The sequence below is a fragment of the Polynucleobacter sp. UK-FUSCHL-C3 genome (genome assembly GCF_040409815.1).
In the GTDB taxonomy this organism is placed as follows: Bacteria; Pseudomonadota; Gammaproteobacteria; order Burkholderiales; family Burkholderiaceae; genus Polynucleobacter.
Genome location: NZ_CP099959.1, coordinates 1,770,010 through 1,790,876 on the forward strand (window position 1 = coordinate 1,770,010; position 20,867 = coordinate 1,790,876).

A 20,867-nucleotide genomic window follows, 5' to 3' on the forward strand; every position below is an offset into this window, starting at 1 on the left:
TTAACGCTTTTGACAGACTGGGCAAAAATATGTGGAGCGTTGCCCTTGCACAATTTGCTGTATCGGTGTTTTGCACACACGACAGGGTTCGCCTGCTCGGTCATAGACTTTAGTTTGCATCATGAAATAGCCTGGCTCTCCGTGTGCATCCACAAAATCACGCAAGCTACTTCCACCCGCTTTAATCGCTTTACTTAAAACATTTCGAACAGAATCAGCTAGACGAGCGCATTGGATTTTCGTTAACTTCCCAGCCGGGAGTCGCGGATGAATGCCCGCTTCAAATAATGATTCAGAGCAATAAATATTCCCGACACCTACAACCGCCTGACCAGCTAAGAGAAAAGATTTTATGGCGATGGTTCGTTTTCGAGAGAATTGATACAGGCGGATAGCCCCCAATTCACCCGCAAACTCTGAAGCAAGGGGTTCTGGTCCTAATTTCTTTATTAATGGGTGTTCCTCTAAAGGCCCCTTTGAAAAAGGATGCCACAGGACAGCGCCAAACTTACGGGGATCATGAAGCCGCAGTCCAATGCGACCAAAGTGGATTAAGACGCGGTCATGCGGTTTAAGAGGATCGGTCATTGGTAAGACTCGCAATACCCCAGTCATTCCCAGATGGATCAATAAATAGCCAGAATCCATCTTGAGCAATAGATACTTTCCTCTTCGCTCAATCGTATCTAAACGTTGTCCAATTAATACCTTTGGCAATGATTTAGGGACTGGCCAACGCAAACGACCATCCACAATCTTTACCCCGGTTACCGACCGCCCCTCAATATGGGCTTGGATTCCTAAACGAGTGACTTCTACCTCTGGCAGTTCTGGCATAAATGAATTGTAGTTTCGGGGATTAGAATGTGCTTATGTACCTCAATTTCATGCAAAAACAAGCAAACAGGCTTGGTTTACTCTGCCTTTTTATGCTGTTGTTTGCCTTCTTGAGTAGTCAGCATGCGTATGCCCAAAAGCCACCCAAGGGCGCGACTAGTGAACAAGTATTTGAGATATTGGCCTCAGAAATCGCCCTGCAACGCGGCGAGGCTGGCTTGGCTTACCAAACCTATTTAAGCCTTGCTCGACAAACCGGTGAAGCGGATCTTGCGCAACGAGCAATGGAAATTGCGATTGCAGCCAATGCTCCTGATTTGGCACTAGCGGCTGCTCAAACCTGGGATGAGCTTTCTAAACCATCCCAAACTAGACCTAAAGAGGTCTTAGTAACCCTATTGATGCTCAATCAACGTTGGTCAGAGTCTGTAAAGCCTGCGGTGGCTCTTCTCAATCAACAGCCCTTGAGTGAGCGCGAGAAAACACTCAAGCAGTGGCAAGGCTTAATTGGTAGAGCCATGGACGAGAGCGCCGCGATGCTGGCCTATTACAAGATTATTTCAGCCTTAGTCCCACTGCCCAGTAGCCCCGATGTTTTGTATAGCTATGCATTAGCTGCCGAGAAAGCTGGTCAGTTTGAGGTCATGGAAAAAACCTTACGGATCATTCTCAAAAAAGATCCTAATAATATTAATTCTTTAAATGCCCTCGGTTACTCCTTGGCCGATCGCAACATAAAACTCACTGAAGCCTATGACCTCATCTTGAAGGCTCACAAACTTTCTCCCGACGATGCTTTCATTCTTGATAGCTTGGGATGGGTCAACTTTCGTTTGGATAAAACATCGCTTGCCCTAACGCAACTTCAGGATGCATTTCGCATGAAGCCTGAGGCAGATATCGCCGCTCACCTTGGTGAAGTGTTGTGGGTCTTAGGTCGACCCCTGGAAGCAGAGGCAGCTTGGCGCCAAGGAGAACTAATTGATGCAAATAATGCAACCCTCAAAGAGACTATAAGACGCCTCAAGCCAGACTGGATTATGTCCCTGGACAAATTAGCCAGTCAATGGGACGGACGCTTTGCTGTAAAGATGAATGATCGCCCCACTAACAATACACAAGGTGGAAGCGGTAGCTTTACGCTCAGCAAAACCGGTTTTAGTGATACCCTTGAGATCCGAAGCCCTATGGGTGGAGCGATTGCCAAGATTGTGATTAATCCAGGGGAAGCCATTTTGGAGCGCGATGGGAAAAAGGTAATGGCAATTGATGCTGATACCCTCATTCAAAATACGCTTGGACTGCCCTTGCCTGCCCGCGGTTTATCGAATTGGCTCAATGGTCAAGTTCGTCCTGGTAGTACGGCTCGATTAGTACGCGACGAACGCGGTCAAGTCAAAAATATTACCCAAGATGGCTGGGATCTAGCCTACAAGTGGAGTGATGCTCAAAAAATTGAGCGTCTTAATATGACTCGTAACACGAATACCGGCACTATTGATGTACGTTTGATATTTGATCAAGTGAATGACTAAAAAAATTGAGCTGTACGCTCCAGCCAAAATTAATTTATTTCTTCATATCATTGGCCAGCGAGACGACGGCTACCATCAGTTGCAATCTGTATTTCAGCTCATCGACTGGTATGACACTGTGTCTCTTGAGCTTATTGAAGCCGATGAAATTGTTAGGCCAGTTGGGGCAGATGGGGTTAATGCAGAAAACGATTTAGTTGTTCGTGCGGCGCGTATATTAAAAAAGTATGCATCTTACCCATATGGCGTAAAGATTCATCTAGAAAAAAATATTCCCATGGGTGCTGGTTTAGGTGGCGGCTCGTCTGACGCCGCATCAGTTTTGATTGGTTTAAATCATCTCTGGGGCTTAGGCCTTCGTCAATCCGAGCTTACTCATCTAGGCTTGCAATTGGGTGCTGATATCCCTTTCTTTTTATTTGGACAAAACGCATTTGTTGAGGGCATTGGTGAGCAATTAAACAGGCTTGATCTACCCGAGGAACAATTTTTAGTGATTTTCCCAGGGCAATCGGTTGCCACCAAAGACGTTTTCCGAGATGACACATTGACCCGCAATCATGCTCCGATTACAATCTCAGACTTTCTTGCTAGCTCTTGGAAGGATCCCAAATTTGGGAATGATCTTCAACCAGTGGCAAGCAAGATCTGCCCTGAAGTAAACCGAGCATTAGATTGGATCGCACAACAAGCTCCGGATTCTGTAAAACGAATGACGGGATCGGGTAGCTGTGTGTTTGCCGCTATCCCAAAAACGATTAGCGCACCTGAGGTCGATCGCATGCTGCAAAAACTTCCTTCTGGGTGGGTAGGTCGGCTTGTTCGGGGATTAAAACAAAATCCCGCTTACAATTCGGTTTAATCAGTATGACGCTACAGGGGAGTCGCCAAGTTGGTCAAGGCACCGGATTTTGATTCCGGCATGCGAGGGTTCGAGTCCTTCCTCCCCTGCCATCGTTATGATTGATAACTAACATTTAGCCAAGACCATGACCTCTGACGCGCTCACTATTTTTACTGGCAACGCCAATCCCGCCTTAGCCGAGGCAGTAGCCAAACAAATGAAGTTGCAGCTTGGCAAAGCCTTTGTAGGGCGCTTTTCAGATGGCGAGATTCAGGTTGAAATTCAAGAGAATGTGCGCGGCAAGAACGTTGTTGTAATCCAGTCAACCTGCGTTCCTACAAACGATAATCTGATGGAGCTGATGATCATGATTGATGCCCTGAAACGGGCCTCAGCAAACCGTATAACAGCCGTTATTCCCTATTTTGGCTATGCCAGACAGGATCGGAGGCCTCGATCGGCCCGCGTTGCTATATCGGCCCGCATTGTGGCCAATATGCTGCAATCTGTTGCTGGGGTTGAAAGGGTTCTAACCATGGATTTACATGCTGATCAGATCCAAGGGTTTTTCGATATCCCTGTAGACAATATTTATGCCTCACCGGTTCTTTTAGGAGATTTGCGGGCTAAGAATCAGGCTGATTTGACCGTGGTATCTCCCGATATTGGGGGGGTTGTTCGTGCCCGCGCCTTTGCTAAACAGCTAAGCTGCGATTTGGCCATTATTGACAAGCGCCGCCCAAAGCCAAATGTTTCTGAGGTAATGCATTTAATCGGTGAGGTCGAAAACCGTCATTGCGTCATCATGGACGACATTATTGATACCGGGGGAACCCTGTGCAAGGCTGCCGAGGTCTTGAAAGAACGGGGCGCTAAGAGCGTAACCGCCTATTGCACTCACCCTGTCTTATCCGGTGGCGCTGCCGCCAGAATCGCTAAATCTGAAATTGATGAGTTAGTGATCACTGACACCATTCCACTCAATTCAGATGCATTAGCAGTCAATAAAATCAGGCAGTTAAGTATTGCCCCCCTTCTGGCAGAAACCATTTCCCGCATCACAAAAGGTGACTCTGTGATGTCGCTTTTTGCTGACTAAGCTCTCTGTAGAGGTTCTTTTAGAGGTTTTTTAGCCCTTTCGGGCTATAATTTAAGGCTTTCCGTTTGGTCGCGAACGGAGATTTAACATTCTTAGGAGTCATCATGAAAGTAGTTGCATTTGAAAGAAGCGTACAGGGCACTGGTGCGAGCCGCCGCCTGCGCAATTCTGGGAAAACCCCCGGAATTATCTATGGCGGAAAGCAAGAATCTCCCTGCGCAATCGAGTTGGACCATAACGCCCTATTTCACGCTTTGCGTAAAGAGGCCTTCCATTCCTCCATTCTGGACATCGAACTCAACGGTAAGGCACAAAAGGCCTTATTGCGTGACTATCAGATGCATCCCTTCAAGCCTCTCGTATTACACGTCGATTTCCAACGTGTTTCTGCGACAGAAAAAATTCATATGCGCGTTCCGTTGCACTTTAAAGGCGCAGAGGAATCTGAAGCTGTTAAGTTTGGTGGTGCGGTAGTTAGCCATATTGCCAATGAATTAGAAATTACGTGTTTACCGGCTGACCTGCCCGAGTTCTTGGAGGTTGACCTTAGCAAGATTGCTGTTGGTCAATCGATCCATGCAAAAGAGGTATCTTTGCCAAAAGGCGTTGCCCTAGTGTTGCATATTGAACAAGAAAATCCTGTTATTGCCAATGCCCGTATCCCAACCGTTAAGGCCGAACCAGAGCCAAGCGCAGCACCTACAGCACCTGTGGCTGATGCCGCTGCTGGAGATAAGGAAGCAAAAGATAAAGAAGCAAAGAGCTAATCTCTCTTATTCTGATGTCTTGAAGAACCCGCCCTGTGCGGGTTTTTTATTGGTCAATCCGACTCGTTTATAGTTTGATGATTGCTATAAATAATGATCTGCATTCTCATATGATTCGCTTAATCGTTGGTCTTGGTAACCCTGGTGCAAAGCACGAATCGGATCGTCATAATGCCGGATTTTGGTTTATTGATCGCTTAGCGAGTCAACACAAACAGCTCCTTCAGCCTGAAAAACGCTTTCTTGGCAAAGCAGCAAAGATTCGGGTGGAAGGGCAGGATATTCACTTATTAACACCCGATACCTATATGAACTTAAGCGGGGAATCGGTTGGGCCGCTGTGTCGCTTTCATAAAATTACACCCCAAGAGGTCTTGGTTGTTCATGACGAGCTCGATCTAAAACCAGGTATGGCTCGGCTCAAACAGGGTGGTGGCAATGGTGGTCATAATGGTCTCAAAGATATTCAGTCCCATTTATCAAGCCCACAATTTTGGCGCCTACGCTTTGGGATCGGCCATCCCCGTGATCTTCCTGGCGATAAAGCAAAGATGGATGTGGCTGATTATGTATTAAAGAAGCCTAGCAGCGAGGAACAAAGTAAGATTGATCAAGCAATCGATAAAGCCTTAAGAACACTTCCTTTATTTATAAAAGGTGATGTTCAAAATGCGATGCAGGCTATCCACGGGCCCGACTAATTAAACCGCGGCCTTTTTAATCTTGGTCAGCGTGTGATATTTACTCATTAGCTGTTCTTGAGTTTCTGAATAATTTGGATTTAATGGAATGCAGTCTACTGGGCAGACCTGACGACATTGGGGTACATCGAAATGCCCAACACACTCGGTGCATTTATTTGGATCAATCTCATAGATTTCAAGACCCATGTAAATGGCATCATTGGGGCACTCTGGCTCACAGACATCGCAATTAATGCACTCATCTGTAATCATTAAAGACATGGTTTAAACCTTTAGTGTACGAACTAAACCAGAATAGCTTATTTTGTCTTGGTTTGTGCGTTCTTTTGATGTAACCATTTTTCTACTGAGGGAAACACAAATTTACTGACGTCACCGCCCATTAATGCAATCTCACGCACAAATGTTCCTGAAATAAATTGGTACTGATCCGATGGCGTTAAGAACAAGGTTTCTACATCGGGTAACAAGTATCGGTTCATTCCTGCCATCTGAAACTCATACTCAAAATCAGAAACTGCACGTAAGCCCCGCACAATCACGCGCGCATTGTGCTCTCTTGCAAAATCTTTCAGCAGTCCGCAGAACCCAGCAATTTCTACATTGGGATAGTGCCCCAATACCTCTTTTGCAATTTCAATACGCTCTTCTAAGGTAAAAATCGGCTTTTTACTTCGACTATCAGCAACACCGACAATAAGCTTCGTAAAAATACTAGAAGCGCGACGTACGAGATCTTCGTGTCCACGAGTAAACGGGTCAAAAGTTCCTGGGTAAACGGCAATGGTCATAAGACACCCTTAATAATCTGAATACATAAGAGTTTAGCCCGAAGTGCGCCTAAATAATGCTGCTTTTGTTTGTGTTGTCTGCATTTGTCTTGAACAGGTCCAATTAGGTATTAATAACTCTAACTCTAAAAGATCTTGAGTAATCGGACATTCAATATAAATTCCGCCCCCAGAGTAGTCATCGCAAATACGTGCAGCTTCCACGACTGCCTGCTTTAAGAGCGCAGGCTGGTTAAAGGGTGGGTCAAGAAAAATCAAATGATAGGCTGCGGTGTTCGCTTGGCCCATATGGATAATCCCATCTCCCTGCATGACCTTTAAATTTCCTTGAATTGGGGAAGATAACAAAAGTTGATATTGGGATTGCAGCTGCGCAACGATCTTTTTATCTTTTTCGATTAGAACGACTTCTTTTGCATCGCGTGACGCTGACTCAAAACCAAGAGCACCTGATCCAGCAAAAGCATCAAGAACTTTAAGGCCACTTAGGTCTTGACCTAACCAGTTAAAAAGAGTTTCTCGAACACGATCAGAGCTAGGGCGCAAACCCTCTTGAGATAGGACTGAAATTTGTCGACTACGCCAGACCCCACCAATAATACGAATCCGATTGGGATGGCCCGACAATTACTGCGCCCCTCCAACCAGAATGCTAATCATGCGCCCCATATCTAAATTGCGCTGAAACGCTGCACGTACATCCTCTTTTTTTACTGCAGCCACTTGCTGAGTCCAAACATCCAAAGTATTAAGTGGCAATTGATTCCAAGTAATGGCAGACAAGTTATCCAATAATTTACGATTACTATCTAAACGTAGTGGAAATCCATTCATTAAATTTGACTTGGCCGCTGCCAACTCTGAATCACTAGGCCCCTCTTTAATAAAGCGAGCGATTGTTTCTTGTAAAACTACTAGGGCTTGATTGGCTTGATCGTTGCGCGTCTGCAAGCCCGCCTCAAAACTACCAGTTTCACGACCAGGCTGAAAATAGCTAAACACACTATAGGCATAACCTCGCTTATCACGAACCTCTCCAACCAATCTAGAGACAAAACCACCACCCCCTAATACATAATTACCAACCAGGAGTGGAAAATAGTCAGGATTACTCCGCGTAATAGAACTCATTCCTAATGCAATATGAGTTTGCTGCGTCTGAAACGGAATACGAATTAGTCGATCGGCCTCAGGTGCAAGCGGTGAAGGAATAAAAGGGGGTAATGCCGGGATTGCTGGGCCCTGCTGTGGGAGCTGAGCGATTAATTTCTCAGCCACTTGTTTAGCTGTTTTTACATCTAAATCACCCACCATATTGATAATCATGCGATCTTGTCGATAGAAATTTCGATGGAATCTTTTTAGATCATCTGCGTCAATGGAAGCAATCGATAGCAAGCTGGGTGACTCCGCTAAGGGATAATCCCGGAATAACTCCTTACGAAAGCGCTTTTGCATTACTACTTCAGGCTTTGTATCCCCTTCTGCAATTGCCGAGGAAATCCGTTGTTTCTCCCGAGCAACAATCTGTACATCAAAAATTGGTTTTGAGATAGCAGCACTTAATAAATCAAGAACAGAATTAAATACATCTGGCTTACTCAAAGACCTAGCTCGCACAATAGTACGCTCGCCACTTGCGGATGCGCTAATGCTTGCTCCTAGATCAGCAATAGCATCAGCTTGCATTGCCTCATTTAAAAGGCTGCCGTTCCATTCAATTCCTCGGGTTAATAGAGCTGCGGTTAAGCCCGCTAGGCCACTTTTTCCCTTTGGGTCGTAACGACTACCAGCATCGACACTAATCTCAATATCAATCATTGGAATTGTGGTGGCCTGAACTAAATAAGCTTTACTGCCATTACTTAATGCGATCTCTTGAATGGGTAAGACGGCATATGCCTTACCCCATATACCGCACCCCAGTGCGATAAAAATAAGGAGGTAACGCTTAATATAAATCTGAACGATATGCATCATATTTTCTCAATGCCGCAAATTGCTAGGAAGGGAGGGAATAGGTTTCGGATTTGCCGATACGGTTCTTGCTTGTGGTTCTAGGGTGACAATCGTTAGACCGTCACCAATGAAATATCGCTTAACCGCTGCCTTGATTTGCTCTGACTGGATTTGCTGAATGCGCTCAATGATTCGATCCAAATCTTTCCATGAGCCATGGGCAATCTCAGCACTACCAATTTCCATTGCTTGAGCAAAAATAGAGTCACGCTTATAGATTTGAGAGGCTAAAAGTTGAGCCTTAATCCTTTTTAGCTCTGCCTCTGTGATCCCATTCATGGCAATCTCTTGTATAGTTTGTAAGATACCTTTTTCCAGATCAGAAACTGACTGTCCTTTAGCCACAGTTGCACTAATCATAAAAAGCTCTGGTCCGCGGCTAATGAGGTCGTAGCTCGCACCCGCATTATTTGCCAGACGCTTACTACGAACTAACTCGCGATTGAGTCGGGAGTTATCATGGCCACTGAGCGCTGCAGACAAGACCTCAAGCGCATAGGGATCAGCATCATCCATTTTCTTTGGGTCTAATTTAGGAACTTTCCACCCCATCATTATTTGTTGGCTATCGGCCAGCGCTTTGAGATTAGCGCGTTTTTCTCCTTTTTGTTCGGGCTCTACTTGCGGCTTACGTTCTGGTAATTGCTTTGCAGAAATCGGTCCATAGTATTTTTCTACAAGCGCTCTCACCTCTAAGGATTTCACATCGCCCACGACCACAACAATTGCATTGTTAGGGGCATACCAATCCCGATACCACTGCCTCGCATCATTGGGCTTCATGTTTTGTAAATCGTTCATCCAGCCAATAATGGGATGGCGATAAGGAGAGCTTGTAAAGGCGGTGGCCATCATCAATTCCCGCATCAAGCCATTTGGGCTGTCATCGGTACGTAGACGTCTCTCCTCCATCACAACCTGAATTTCCTTTAAGAACTCTTCATCTGAAAACTTCAGATTTGCCATACGATCAGCCTCTAGTCGCATGACATCGGCAAGTTTTGATTTTTCAATCTGTTGAAAATATCCCGTGAAATCACGGGCAGTGAATGCGTTCTCACGCCCCCCGACTGCTGCGACCATTCTGGAAAAATCTCCCGATTTAACCTTTTCTGTTCCCTTAAACATCATGTGTTCAAGCACGTGCGCGACGCCGGTCTTGCCATTAAGCTCGTCCATCGATCCTGCGCGATACCAAACCATATGAGCCACTGTGGGTGCACGACGATCCTCTTTCACTACTAAACGTAAGCCGTTTTTAAATTGATACTCGTGTGTATCTATCTTATTGGCCCACGCCCCTAGCGGTAAGCATGCACTGACGCATAAGCCCAACAGGATCAGAATCCTCAGGGTGGATAAGCAAACGAATCTAGGTGTGTTTAGAGTGACTATCATCTCATTGTTGACGTGGTCTTGAACTTGTTAAGATCTACCTAAAGGATTGTATCGATAATGTTTGGTTTACGTAAAACGCTTGGTTCCCTATTTGGTCTTCATCCAATTGATGAGTCCTGGTTTGAGCAATTAGAAGAAACCCTTCTAAAGGCAGATGTTGGGATTGCGACCACCAACGTACTTATTGCTAGCCTTCGTAAACTAGCTAAATCCCATTCGATCCAAAATGCTGAGGATTTAAAAGGGTTATTGGTTCAGGAAATTAGCCGTCTTTTAGCTCCTCTTGAAAATCCTCAAAACCCTCTTTTATTAAGCCAGTCAAACCACAAACCTGAAATCTGGCTAATCGTTGGGGTTAATGGTGCAGGTAAAACAACCTCTATCGGCAAACTTTGTCATCACTTTCAAGTGCAAGGTAAATCTGTTTTATTGGCTGCTGGCGATACCTTCAGAGCTGCGGCGCGCAATCAACTCAAGGAATGGGGGGAGCGCAACCAAGTCCAAGTCTTAAGCCAAGAAAGTGGTGACGCGGCAGCCGTTGCGCATGACGCTATACACGCTGCGATTTCTCGCCAAATCGATGTTCTGTTTATTGATACGGCTGGGCGCTTAGCGACCCAAGGAAATCTGATGGAAGAGCTCAAAAAGGTAAAACGGGTGATCTCCAAGGTGGTTCCAGATGCGCCCCATCAAATTGTCCTCGTTCTGGATGGCAATACTGGTCAGAATGGCATTGCACAAGTTATAGCATTTAGGAATGCCATTGGTCTTCAGGGGATTATTGTCACCAAATTGGATGGTACTGCTAAGGGTGGCGTTATTTGTGCGCTTAGCAAAGCCCTTGAGACCCCCCCAGAAACGGGCACCACCGCCTTCAAAACCTTTGTCTATGCCCTGGGTAAAGGGGAGGGTCTGTCTGATCTAGAGCCCTTTAATGCAAAAGCATATGCTAAAGAGCTTGTAGAATAACCATATTAATCAAGGTCTTATAAATTGATAGTGAGATTAGCACTCTCCTTATAGGAGTGCTAAAATAACATATTGCAATCAAACTAATCAATAAATCGATGACTTTGAATACAGCCTTAAAACCTATTAATCGCAATACTTCGGCAGGCGGTCTGGCTATGCCTTTGCCTGCGCTTGGCGTTGGAACGATTGACGCCTATTTAGCGCATATCAACCGCTTACCAATGCTGAGCGCTGCTCAAGAATTTACTCTTGCGCAGGAGTATCGTCGTTCTGAAAATTTAGATGCGGCTCGTCAACTGGTTCTCTCACATTTGCGCCTAGTGGCTTCTGTTGCACGTCAATACCTTGGCTACGGAATTCCTCATGCCGACCTCATTCAAGAGGGTAATATTGGTTTAATGAAAGCAGTGAAGCGCTATGATCCCAATCAAGGCGTGCGCTTAGTCTCCTATGCGATTCATTGGATCAAAGCGGAGATTCATGAGTACATCCTAAAAAACTGGCGTTTAGTTAAAGTGGCGACTACAAAAGCGCAACGTAAACTCTTCTTTAATTTACGAAGCAACAAACTTTCTGCAAATGCTCTTACTGATTCTGAAATTGAGTCACTTGCTAAGGCTCTTGATGTACGCGGTGCTGATGTCAAAGAAATGGAAATGCGCCTTGCAGGTGGCGACATCTCTATTGATGGCGACGATCAGGATGAAGACCAATTTGCACGCATTCAGTGGCTTGCGGATGAGCGCCATGAGCCCAGCGCTAGACTTGCTCAAAATGATCAATTTGCATTGCAGGGCCCCAAGCTACTGCAAGCTTTAAATACCCTAGATGTTCGCAGTCGGGAGATTGTGCAATCTCGTTGGCTCAATATGGATGCAGATGGCCAAGGCTGCAAAACCTTGCAAGACCTTGCACAAGAATATGGCATCTCTGCAGAACGGGTTCGTCAAATTGAAGTAGCTGCATTCAAGAAATTACGGCTCGCTCTCAAAGACGAAGAATCCTTACTACATTAATTACTTTAGAAGTATTTTTAAATCATGGGCAATGGGCTCTGCCCCCTGCCCATGCTTTATATAAAGGCGAAGGTTTCCAGCAGGATCAAACACATAACTACCTGCTGTATGGTCAATCGTATAGTTTTTAGGATTGCTGCCAGGCACTTTGCTGTAGTAAGCCTTAAAGTCTTTTGTTATCTTCATTAACGCAGCTTCATCTGCAGGTCTCAAACCAATAAAACGGGGATCAAATGCGGGCGGGTACTGCGCCATTAACTCAGCGGTATCCCGTTCTGGATCGACCGTAATAAAAATAACCTGCACGCGATCGGCAAGCGGCCCCAAATCCTTCATGACACCCTGCATCTCAATCAAAGTTGATGGGCAAACATCAGGGCAATGGGTATATCCAAAGAATAGGACAACAGCCTTGCCCTTGAAGTCGGCTAGTGTTTTATCTTTGCCTTGAGAGTCAAGCAACACAAAGTTGTTTCCAAACAACTTGCTGCCGGTAATATCAACATTTTTAAAACTGGGCTGTGAGCAAGCCGCCAATAAAGTAAGCATTGCTAATGTAAGTAGTTTCTTCATAGAACTAAAGATAGTGATCAATCAAGATTGCAGCAAATAATAGTGCTAAATAGCTAATGGAGTATTTAAAGGTCTTACGCGCCAACTGATCGCTATAGTTTTGATAAAGACGAATCGCATAGTAAATAAATATACCGCTCAAAATAATCGCTGATACCAAATAAAAAATACCGCTCATTCCATAGATATATGGCAGGATCGATGCGGCTAACAAAATTAAGGTGTAAAGCAAAATATTTAAAAGAGTAAATTTCTCACCATGCGTCACGGGTAACATTGGTAATCCTGCTTGTACATAATCTTCACGACGGTACAGAGCAAGTGCCCAAAAATGAGGTGGCGTCCATACAAAAATAATCAGCACGAGTAGCCAAGCTTCGGCTGAGAGTTGATTGGTCACAGCAACCCAGCCCAAGGCGGGGGGCATCGCTCCTGAAAGGCCGCCAATTACAATGTTTTGTGGAGTTGCGGGCTTTAGGTACCAGGTATAGATAACCGCATAGCCAACAAAGGTGGCAAAGGTAAGCCACATCGTTAAGGGGTTGGTATAAAACCATAGAACGACCATACCAGCGCCACCAAGCCCGCATGAAAAAATAATAATTTGGAAGGGGGTAATTTCTCCGGTAGCAGATGGGCGCCATGCTGTACGCCGCATCTTCGCATCAACAGCTTGCTCAATTAAGCAGTTCACTGCAAACGCAGCACCTGCTAGCAACCATATACCGATGGAACCTCCAATCAGGATGGGCCACGGAACCATGCCCGGGGTTGCCAAAAACATACCGATAATGGCACAAAAGACTGCAAGTTGAGTAACCCGTGGTTTTGTTAAAACCCAATACTGACGCCAACGGGGCATTGGTGGGCGCTCAAAAGACGAAGTGCTCACGATGACCTCTGCCCCTCTACATCACGACCCGAGAAAAAAGAACAGTCACTTCCTGCACTCAGTCGTACTAAGCAAAATAAGATAGCCGCTGCTCCACCGGTATGGAGAAGGGCAGCAACTAAAGGCCACTGGAATACAACATTTGATATGCCCGTAATTATTTGTAAGGCTAACAAACCGAGAATAGCCTTGCCCCAAAAAGAAATATTTGATTGGCTATGGCGTAATGCTTTGATTGCAAGCAAGAGCAAAACAATGGATGCAAAAATGGCTCCAACACGATGAGTCCAGTGTATGGTTACCAAAGCCGTCATCGGAATCACCTCACCTGATTTTGCTTGACCAAGCTCACGCCATAAATAAAATGCGTTTTGCCAATCCATGGTGGGATACCATGCGCCCATACAGGTTGGGAAATCAGGACAAGCCAATACCGCATAGTTTGTGCTAACCCACGCCCCCAAAAATATTTGAATAAGTAAAGTAATCGTAGCGAATGCAATCCATGTAATCGGTAATGATTTACCTTGAGCCTTTGAAGATATTGTTTTGCTATCGTTACGCTGAGCAAACCAAACCATACTAGAAAATAAAATTAGGGCCAAGATCAAATGCATACTCACAATAATGGGTTGCAACTTCAAGGTTACCGTCCAAGCACCGAAGGCGCCCTGTAAGCACACCAAGACCAGCAGAAATAGACTGCCTTGAATGGCTAATCTGCGTTGCGCCCCTATTTGCTTAAAGGCTAAAACTACTTGAGCAATGATTAATACCCCTACACTCATTGCTAAATAGCGATGGATCATTTCTACCCAAGCCTTAAATACGGTTACAGGTCCTGTGGGCATCGCTACCTCAGCGGCGCGGATCTCCTCCATCGCCCTCCAGGGATTTGAGGTGCCATAACAACCTGGCCAATCCGGACAGCCCAGACCTGAATCACTCAAACGCGTAAATGCGCCAAATAAAATGAGGTCGAAGGTTAAAAAGACGACTGCCCAATTTAGTTTCTGAAAAATATCTAAGCCTTTTCTACGCGCCAGATAAGCCAAAGGTAAGCCGGCAAAGACAAAGGCAATCCCAGCAAGCTCTAAAACTAATAGAGCCGATTCGGAAATCATATTTTTTCACCTTTGCGATTTAGCTTCAGTAGACGATCTAAATCTTTACGCATTCTGACAAAATCTTTTGACTCTGCTTTATCGGGGAACACCATCATCTTTTCGCCACTGGGATCTATCAACTGAATCCCGCTCCCTAGATTCTGCTGATTTAACCAGGTCAACCAGACTGTGCTATTTTTTGGATCTGGGGCAGGAACAATGATAAATCCAGCAGTTTCTGGATCGTAGGCCTGTTTGATATCAGGATCTACGGGCAAGCGATCGCTGACCACCCAAACAAGCTGTACGCGGTTCTTCTCTTTCCCCAATGCAAGACGTACTTGTCTCATCAGATATAAGAGCTCTACACAAGCATCATTCCCTTTGCGACACTCGCTGGCGGGGCGTGCTACTAAAAGAGTCCACTTTCCGCTAAAGGAAATATCCAGCCAGCTGGGATTAATTGCCTGGGGAGGCTGTATCAGAGTCCCATAGTTTGTTTTTCCACCCTCAGGCTTAAAAACATAATAGGCTAAGTAGGATGCAATGACTGGAGCAGCACAGGCCAATAAAAGCAAGATCATCTGGATTCGACCCCGTCGCGTTCTTGCGTCTACCGCTTGCCGATCCACTTGACTGGCTGGTATTAGTAAATCTTGATCATTCACTGGCGTCTTGTCCCATTAAAACGATTTATCTTTATTGCGGTAACGCATAAAACCGGTTGTAAACCAAAACACGAGGGCCGCTGCTGCTAAAGCAAACCATTGAAAAGCATAAGCATAATGGCGATCAACTCCAACCGTTGCCGGTGGCCAATTTCGTAATAAGCCATCATTACGATCTGGGTCATTTTGTCGTATCACAAATGGGAGCTGCGGGTACTTTAACTGCTTTTCTTCATATGCAAGATCAAGATTTTGTTGAATGCGTGGACGATCTTTGGAGTTTGGTTGGTCACCCAACTCCAATACCTTTCCAGCACCCGCAAATGCCACTCCCTCTATCGTGACCCTGCCTGTAGGCGTATTAATACTTGGTAATATGAGTCGATCCTGACTGTTCCGAGGAGCCCACCCACGGTTTACCCAGATGACCTGAGTGGCCGGTCCGTCCAAGAGAAATGGCATCAATACATAGAAGCCGGAATGCGCCTGACTTAGGCTACCGTGGTTTGGTTTAGGGCGATTATCTAACCATACAATCTCGTTGGATAAAAACTGACCGCGCGCCTGGACAGCCCGAAACTCGACTTCTGATAAAGTCCATGCCTTGGCATTTAGATCAATCCGTTCTTTAGCGGCCATCGTAGCAATTTGATTAGCCAACACTATTTTTTGCTCCGCCCGACTCAATTGCCAGCGCCCAGCAAGGAGGCCAATCGCAATCACTACGATTGCCGCCACAGTCGCCACTCTACGCTCTACAATGAAGACAGAAAAAAAACTCAAGGGCTCGGTACCGTAATGAAATGGATAATTGTTTTGGTCCTGCTGCTTGTTATTGGCAGCCTAGGATCAGCGTTGTACTTCATGATGAAAGATAAGGGCAAGAGCTCCAGGATGGTTCATTCTTTAATGCTACGAATCGGCTTATCCATTGCCTTATTTATAGGCATTTGGATCGCCTACTACTTTGGCCTAATCCAATCCACCGGTCTAAAGGTTGCCCAATAAAAACGGTGGCCGAAGCTACCGTTAATGACTCACATCCAGTAAATGACGATGTAAAGGCCCAGCCAAACAACGTCAACAAAGTGCCAATACCACGCAGCACCCTCAAAACCAAAATGATTATCGGCTGAGAAATCTCCACGGATTAAACGACGCAAGATAATAGCCAGCATCAGACCACCTAGAAATACATGGAATCCATGAAAACCGGTCAACATAAAAAATGTGGAGCCGTAGATACCAGAGCTTAACTTGAGATTTAAATCCGAATAAGCATGAATGTACTCATAAGCCTGAAAACCTAAGAAGATCACTCCCAGAAGTACTGTAGCAAATAAGCCATAAATTGCCTGTTGGCGATGCCCTTCACGTAATGCGTGATGTGCATAGGTGACAGTCACCCCAGAGCTCAGTAGCAGCAAGGTATTAATTGTGGGGATCGGCCAAGGCCCGATCGTACTGAATTTCTCGACGAGGCCTGTTGGGCCAAGTGTGGGCCAAGCCGCTACAAAGTCTGGCCACAATATCTTATTGTCCACATCGCCCAACCAAGGAACTGTAATGCTGCGTGCGTAGAACAGGGCTGAGAAAAAGGCTGCGAAGAACATGATCTCAGAGAATATGAACCAGCTCATCGACCAACGGTATGAGATGTCAACGTTAACACCGTTCTTTCCCGTATTGCCTTCAGAAATTGCATCTCCAAACCAGCCGTACAGCACAACCAAGATATAAATGACTGCGCCCAAAACCAAAGGGCCGCCCCACGATAGGTTATTAACCCATGCAGACATACCACCACCAAAGCCAAGCAAGCCGATGCTTGCTAATACAGGGTACTTCGAGGGACTTGGAACAAAATAATAAGGAGTGGAGTTCGAAAACATCGTGCTCTTTCTAGCTTAAAAATTAATTTGATACAACTAACTGAACAATCAACAAAAGAATTGCCATAAAAATTATGGCGCCCAACACACCAGCAATAATGATGTGAACAAAACTAAGACTAGCAACATCGTTTTGTAGTTCTGAGTTCTTGCGTACGCCCAAAAAGGCCCATAAAACAGCACGGATCGATTGAAGAAGATTTAATTTCTTTTTCACGATCCACTCGCTTTTGATGGCTGCGTCAGTGCAACTGGTTTTGCTATGCCCGTTTCAAAAAAAGTATATGAAAGCGTAATTGTCTTCACATCTTTAGGCAAATTAGGGTCAACAATAAAGACCACTGGCATTTGGCGGATTTGATGGGGGTTAAGAGCCTGCTCTTGAAAACAGAAACATTCAATCTTTGTGAAAAATTCGGTAGCTGCCTTTGGGGCATAACTGGGAATTGCCTGAGCGGCGATAGCACGGTCTTTAGTATTAACAACCTCATACACAATTTCATGTAGCTCGCCGGGATGTACTTCAAGAAAATTCTTGACTGGCTTAAACGCAAAAGGTCCACGGCTATTTGAGTCAAACTCAATCGTGATCTTACGCGAGTAATCGACCTGCGTGTTTCCGGGCTTGCTTGCGCCATGCGCCCGAACACCATAATTATTTTTGCTCGTAATCACATTGATACCAGTGACTTCACACAGTGCTTTATACAAAGGCACCAAGGCATACCCAAAACCAAACATCAAGACAGCTAGCAAAAGGAGCTTGAGTAAGATTTGTTTATTAAGGGAGCCGAGGTTACTAGCCATAGATCAACCAAATATCCAGTACTTCACGACAATTCCCAAGAAAAACGCCAACGCAATTGATAACAACACCGCCGCGAGGCGGCGGTTGGTCATCATTGAATTGGATCGTTGGGTCACTAACAACTCCGTTTAACTAACTTTGGGTGGTTGTTCAAAGGTGTGAAATGGTGCTGGCGATGGAATCGACCACTCCAAAGTATTGGCAGTTTCCCAAGGGCTATCTGACGCCTTCTTACCATGGCCACGATAGGCGGGCAAAATGACAAACAGTAAAAAATAAACCTGCATCAAACCAAACCCCAAACCACCAATCGAGGCAATTAAATTGAAATCGGCAAACTGTGTTGGGTAGTCTGCATACCGACGTGGCATGCCAGCTAAGCCCAAGAAGTGCATGGGGAAGAAGGTTAAATTAAAGAAAAACATAGAGCCCCAGAAATGTACTTTTCCACGGAACTCATCTGCCATGCGACCAGTCCATTTTGGGCACCAGTAATAAAAGCCTGCAAACATTGCAAATAGAGATCCTGCTACTAATACGTAGTGGAAATGGGCAACAACGTAATAGGTATCTTGCAATCCAATATCAATTGGTGCCATGGCAAGTACTAGTCCAGTAAATCCACCAATTGTGAACACAAAGATAAAACCAATCGCCCACAGCATGGGGGTCTCAAAAGTCATTGAACCTTTCCACATGGTGGCTACCCAGTTAAATATCTTGACTCCCGTTGGTACGGCGATCAACATCGTGGCGTACATGAAGAAAAGTTGGCCAGTCACAGGCATACCAGTAGCAAACATATGATGCGCCCAAACAATGAAGGATAAGATGGCAATCGACGATGTCGCATAAACCATTGAGGCATAACCAAACAGTCTCTTTCTTGCAAAGACAGGTACAACCTCACTGATGATGCCAAAGGCTGGCAAAATCATGATGTACACCTCGGGATGGCCGAAGAACCAGAAAATATGTTGGTACATTACTGGGTCGCCACCACCGGCAGCTGAGAAAAAGCTGGTACCAAAATGACGATCGGTGAGAACCATGGTGATGGCGCCCGCTAGTACGGGCATCACGGCAATTAATAAATAGGCTGTAATTAACCAAGTCCAGCAGAACATTGGCATCTTCATGAGAGACATGCCGGGTGCGCGCATGTTCAAAATGGTCACGATGATATTAATCGAGCCCATGATGGAAGAAGCACCTAACAAATGGAGAGCAAAAATAGCCATGTCCATGCCAGGGCCCATTTGTAAGGTAAGAGGCGCATACAGTGTCCAGCCACCCGATGGTGCTCCACCTGGAACCAAGAAGGAACCAAAAAGCAATAAAGCAGCAACTGGCAAAATCCAGAAACTAAAGTTATTCATGCGTGCGAATGCCATATCCGAGGCACCAATTTGCAATGGGACCATCCAGTTTGCAAAGCCAACGAAGGCTGGCATGATGGCGCCAAAGACCATCACCAAACCATGCATAGTTGTTAATTGATTAAAGAATTCTGGACGCAGGTATTGCAGGCCAGGTTGGAATAACTCCAAACGGATACCCAAGGCCATTACACCGCCAGCTAATAAACTCACAAAGGAGAAGATGAGATACATCGTCCCAATATCTTTGTGATTGGTAGCAAATAACCAACGTCTCCAGCCATGCGGATGGTCATGTGCATGATCGTGAGCGTGATCGTGGGTTGTGGATATGCTGCTCATACTTTGCTCCAGTTCAATATCAATCGATAAAAATAGTTCATTAAATTACTTTGCAGCACGTGCGGTTGCAAATTCTTGGGTCTGAATCACGTCACCTGTTTTGTTACCCCATGCATTACGGGTATAAGTCATGACCGCCGCTAATTCACCATCAGAAATCACGCCGCCCCATTTAGGCATGGCACCTTTTCCATTAATTAAGATGTTGTAATTTGCAGCCTTTGGCCCCATCACTAACTTACTACCATCTAAGGCTGGGAAGGCTCCCGCACCCTTACCATTTGCTTGATGGCAAGCAGCACAGTTGCTAGCGTATACCTTAGCACCACGATCCATCTGCTCAGCAAGGGTATATACCTTACTTGGATCATCCGCTGTGGCAGCCATTTCTTTTTTCTTCTGAGCTACCCATTGGGTGTATTCCTCATCAGAGACAACCTTGACCACGATTGGCATAAACGCATGTTGCGCACCACAAAGCTCAGAACATTGGCCACGATATGTGCCAACCCTATCAGCCTTAAACCAAGTATCTCGAACAAATCCTGGAATAGCATCTTGCTTCACACCAAAAGCTGGAACTGCCCACGCATGAATAACATCGTTAGCTGTGGTGATCATCCTAATTTTTTTATTTACAGGCACCACCATTTCATTATCAACCTCCATCAAATATGTTGGGCTCTTTGGCGCCAAGTTATTGATGGCTTCACGTGAGGTAGACAAGGTTGATAAAAAGCTAATTCCTTCGCCTTCACCTTTAATGTAGTCATAGCCCCACTTCCACTGGTATCCAGTGGTTTTAATTGTGATGTCTGCATTAGTTGTGTCTTTCATAGCCACCACTGTTTTTGTAGCGGGTAAGGCCATACCAATCACAATGAGCAAAGGAATTACAGTCCAAATAATTTCAACCGATGTACTCTCATGAAATGAGGCTGGCTGGGCTCCCTTTGATTTGCGGTGTTTGAAGATGGAATAAAACATCACGCCAAATACGCCAACAAAAATGACGACACAAATAATCATCATGAACCAATGCAGCCAATGGATCTCTTCCATTATTTTGGTTGCTGGTGCTGTGAAATTTAATTGATTGACCTTTGGGCCTCCTGGCATATCTTGCGCTGCAACACCAAAACTCCAAATGCTGAATCCAAGAAATAGCCACGTTTTTGCAAAGAATTTACTAATGTTCATTTTTTTCTCAAAATTTACCGAGGCA

At 45.3% G+C, this 20,867-nt stretch carries 25 protein-coding genes and 1 tRNA gene; 9 read left to right on the forward strand and 17 right to left on the reverse strand.

Annotation, left to right across the window (positions count from 1 at the left end; all coding sequences use genetic code 11):
* A complete protein-coding gene (gene mutM / locus NKE59_RS08950) occupies positions 1-837 on the reverse strand; it encodes a bifunctional DNA-formamidopyrimidine glycosylase/DNA-(apurinic or apyrimidinic site) lyase (protein WP_353438643.1) in 837 nt (278 codons plus the stop codon).
* A 35-nt stretch (positions 838-872) separates the two neighbouring features.
* On the opposite strand from mutM, the gene NKE59_RS08955 reads away from it, so the two are divergent.
* From NKE59_RS08955 to pth, 6 genes are all read left to right on the forward strand, one after another.
* Positions 873-2,372: a lipoprotein insertase outer membrane protein LolB gene (locus NKE59_RS08955; RefSeq protein WP_353438644.1), complete on the forward strand. Its 1,500-nt coding sequence runs from the start codon at positions 873-875 to the stop codon at positions 2,370-2,372.
* The gene (ispE, locus tag NKE59_RS08960; RefSeq protein WP_353438645.1) at positions 2,365-3,234 is read left to right on the forward strand and encodes a 4-(cytidine 5'-diphospho)-2-C-methyl-D-erythritol kinase; all 870 of its coding nucleotides are present in this window, start codon (positions 2,365-2,367) and stop codon (positions 3,232-3,234) included. The genes NKE59_RS08955 and ispE overlap by 8 nt, the downstream gene beginning before the upstream one ends.
* A gap of 15 nt (positions 3,235-3,249) precedes the next feature.
* Positions 3,250-3,326: transfer RNA gene (locus NKE59_RS08965), tRNA-Gln, on the forward strand.
* 35 nt (positions 3,327-3,361) lie between these two features.
* Positions 3,362-4,315 (forward strand): ribose-phosphate pyrophosphokinase, encoded by a 954-nt coding sequence (locus NKE59_RS08970; protein WP_353438647.1) that lies wholly within the window; start codon positions 3,362-3,364, stop codon positions 4,313-4,315.
* 104 nt (positions 4,316-4,419) lie between these two features.
* Entirely contained in the window at positions 4,420-5,082 is a 663-nt protein-coding gene (locus NKE59_RS08975; protein WP_353438648.1) for a 50S ribosomal protein L25/general stress protein Ctc, read from the forward strand.
* 110 nt (positions 5,083-5,192) lie between these two features.
* Positions 5,193-5,783, forward strand: a complete 591-nt coding sequence (gene pth, locus NKE59_RS08980; protein WP_353438649.1) for an aminoacyl-tRNA hydrolase — start codon at positions 5,193-5,195, stop codon at positions 5,781-5,783.
* Here pth and NKE59_RS08985 read toward each other — a convergent pair whose 3' ends face one another.
* Genes NKE59_RS08985 through NKE59_RS09005 form a run of 5 tightly spaced genes read right to left on the reverse strand, consistent with a single transcriptional unit; the run spans position 5,784 to position 9,931 of the window.
* Positions 5,784-6,047: a YfhL family 4Fe-4S dicluster ferredoxin gene (locus tag NKE59_RS08985; protein WP_353438651.1), complete on the reverse strand. Its 264-nt coding sequence runs from the start codon at positions 6,045-6,047 to the stop codon at positions 5,784-5,786.
* A gap of 38 nt (positions 6,048-6,085) precedes the next feature.
* Positions 6,086-6,577, reverse strand: a complete 492-nt coding sequence (gene coaD, locus NKE59_RS08990) for a pantetheine-phosphate adenylyltransferase (protein ID WP_353438652.1) — start codon at positions 6,575-6,577, stop codon at positions 6,086-6,088.
* 33 nt (positions 6,578-6,610) lie between these two features.
* Positions 6,611-7,204 carry a 16S rRNA (guanine(966)-N(2))-methyltransferase RsmD gene (rsmD, locus tag NKE59_RS08995; RefSeq protein ID WP_353438654.1) on the reverse strand — a complete coding sequence of 198 codons (594 nt, stop codon included), beginning with the start codon at positions 7,202-7,204 and terminating at the stop codon, positions 6,611-6,613.
* Complete coding sequence (locus tag NKE59_RS09000) at positions 7,205-8,557, reverse strand: pitrilysin family protein (RefSeq protein ID WP_353438655.1); 1,353 nt, start codon at positions 8,555-8,557, stop codon at positions 7,205-7,207.
* A gap of 6 nt (positions 8,558-8,563) precedes the next feature.
* The gene (locus tag NKE59_RS09005) at positions 8,564-9,931 is read right to left on the reverse strand and encodes a pitrilysin family protein (RefSeq protein WP_353438656.1); all 1,368 of its coding nucleotides are present in this window, start codon (positions 9,929-9,931) and stop codon (positions 8,564-8,566) included.
* 120 nt (positions 9,932-10,051) lie between these two features.
* Here NKE59_RS09005 and ftsY point away from each other — a divergent pair, with 120 nt between their 5' ends.
* The gene (gene ftsY / locus NKE59_RS09010; RefSeq protein ID WP_353438657.1) at positions 10,052-10,963 is read left to right on the forward strand and encodes a signal recognition particle-docking protein FtsY; all 912 of its coding nucleotides are present in this window, start codon (positions 10,052-10,054) and stop codon (positions 10,961-10,963) included.
* A gap of 86 nt (positions 10,964-11,049) precedes the next feature.
* Entirely contained in the window at positions 11,050-11,982 is a 933-nt protein-coding gene (gene rpoH, locus NKE59_RS09015; RefSeq protein ID WP_353439947.1) for an RNA polymerase sigma factor RpoH, read from the forward strand.
* Here the strand turns inward: rpoH and NKE59_RS09020 are convergent, their stop codons facing one another.
* From NKE59_RS09020 to NKE59_RS09040, 5 genes are read right to left on the reverse strand one after another with little or no spacing between them, the layout of a single operon-like run.
* The gene (locus tag NKE59_RS09020) at positions 11,983-12,555 is read right to left on the reverse strand and encodes an SCO family protein (protein ID WP_353438659.1); all 573 of its coding nucleotides are present in this window, start codon (positions 12,553-12,555) and stop codon (positions 11,983-11,985) included.
* Between the two features lie 4 nt (positions 12,556-12,559).
* On the reverse strand, positions 12,560-13,417 hold the full coding sequence (gene cyoE, locus NKE59_RS09025) for a heme o synthase (protein ID WP_353439949.1): 858 nt from the start codon (positions 13,415-13,417) through the stop codon (positions 12,560-12,562).
* Positions 13,418-13,443: 26 nt separating this feature from the next.
* Positions 13,444-14,571, reverse strand: coding sequence for a COX15/CtaA family protein (locus tag NKE59_RS09030; RefSeq protein ID WP_353438660.1), 1,128 nt, complete (start codon positions 14,569-14,571; stop codon positions 13,444-13,446).
* Positions 14,568-15,221: a hypothetical protein gene (locus NKE59_RS09035; RefSeq protein ID WP_353438661.1), complete on the reverse strand. Its 654-nt coding sequence runs from the start codon at positions 15,219-15,221 to the stop codon at positions 14,568-14,570. The genes NKE59_RS09030 and NKE59_RS09035 overlap by 4 nt, the downstream gene beginning before the upstream one ends.
* A gap of 15 nt (positions 15,222-15,236) precedes the next feature.
* Positions 15,237-15,959 carry an SURF1 family protein gene (locus tag NKE59_RS09040; protein ID WP_353438662.1) on the reverse strand — a complete coding sequence of 241 codons (723 nt, stop codon included), beginning with the start codon at positions 15,957-15,959 and terminating at the stop codon, positions 15,237-15,239.
* A gap of 60 nt (positions 15,960-16,019) precedes the next feature.
* On the opposite strand from NKE59_RS09040, the gene NKE59_RS09045 reads away from it, so the two are divergent.
* The gene (locus NKE59_RS09045; RefSeq protein ID WP_353438663.1) at positions 16,020-16,229 is read left to right on the forward strand and encodes a twin transmembrane helix small protein; all 210 of its coding nucleotides are present in this window, start codon (positions 16,020-16,022) and stop codon (positions 16,227-16,229) included.
* A 29-nt stretch (positions 16,230-16,258) separates the two neighbouring features.
* Here NKE59_RS09045 and NKE59_RS09050 read toward each other — a convergent pair whose 3' ends face one another.
* From NKE59_RS09050 to coxB, 6 genes are read right to left on the reverse strand one after another with little or no spacing between them, the layout of a single operon-like run.
* Entirely contained in the window at positions 16,259-17,113 is an 855-nt protein-coding gene (locus NKE59_RS09050) for a cytochrome c oxidase subunit 3 (protein ID WP_353438665.1), read from the reverse strand.
* Positions 17,114-17,135: 22 nt separating this feature from the next.
* Positions 17,136-17,330 (reverse strand): DUF2970 domain-containing protein, encoded by a 195-nt coding sequence (locus NKE59_RS09055; RefSeq protein ID WP_353438666.1) that lies wholly within the window; start codon positions 17,328-17,330, stop codon positions 17,136-17,138.
* The gene (locus tag NKE59_RS09060; RefSeq protein WP_353438667.1) at positions 17,327-17,920 is read right to left on the reverse strand and encodes a cytochrome c oxidase assembly protein; all 594 of its coding nucleotides are present in this window, start codon (positions 17,918-17,920) and stop codon (positions 17,327-17,329) included. Before NKE59_RS09060 ends, NKE59_RS09055 begins: the two co-directional genes overlap by 4 nt.
* 3 nt (positions 17,921-17,923) lie before the next feature.
* Entirely contained in the window at positions 17,924-18,016 is a 93-nt protein-coding gene (locus NKE59_RS09065; protein WP_353438669.1) for a cytochrome oxidase small assembly protein, read from the reverse strand.
* 33 nt (positions 18,017-18,049) lie between these two features.
* Positions 18,050-19,642, reverse strand: coding sequence for a cytochrome c oxidase subunit I (ctaD, locus tag NKE59_RS09070; RefSeq protein WP_353438670.1), 1,593 nt, complete (start codon positions 19,640-19,642; stop codon positions 18,050-18,052).
* A gap of 45 nt (positions 19,643-19,687) precedes the next feature.
* Entirely contained in the window at positions 19,688-20,761 is a 1,074-nt protein-coding gene (coxB, locus tag NKE59_RS09075; RefSeq protein ID WP_353439950.1) for a cytochrome c oxidase subunit II, read from the reverse strand.
* Positions 20,762-20,867 lie beyond the last annotated feature (106 nt).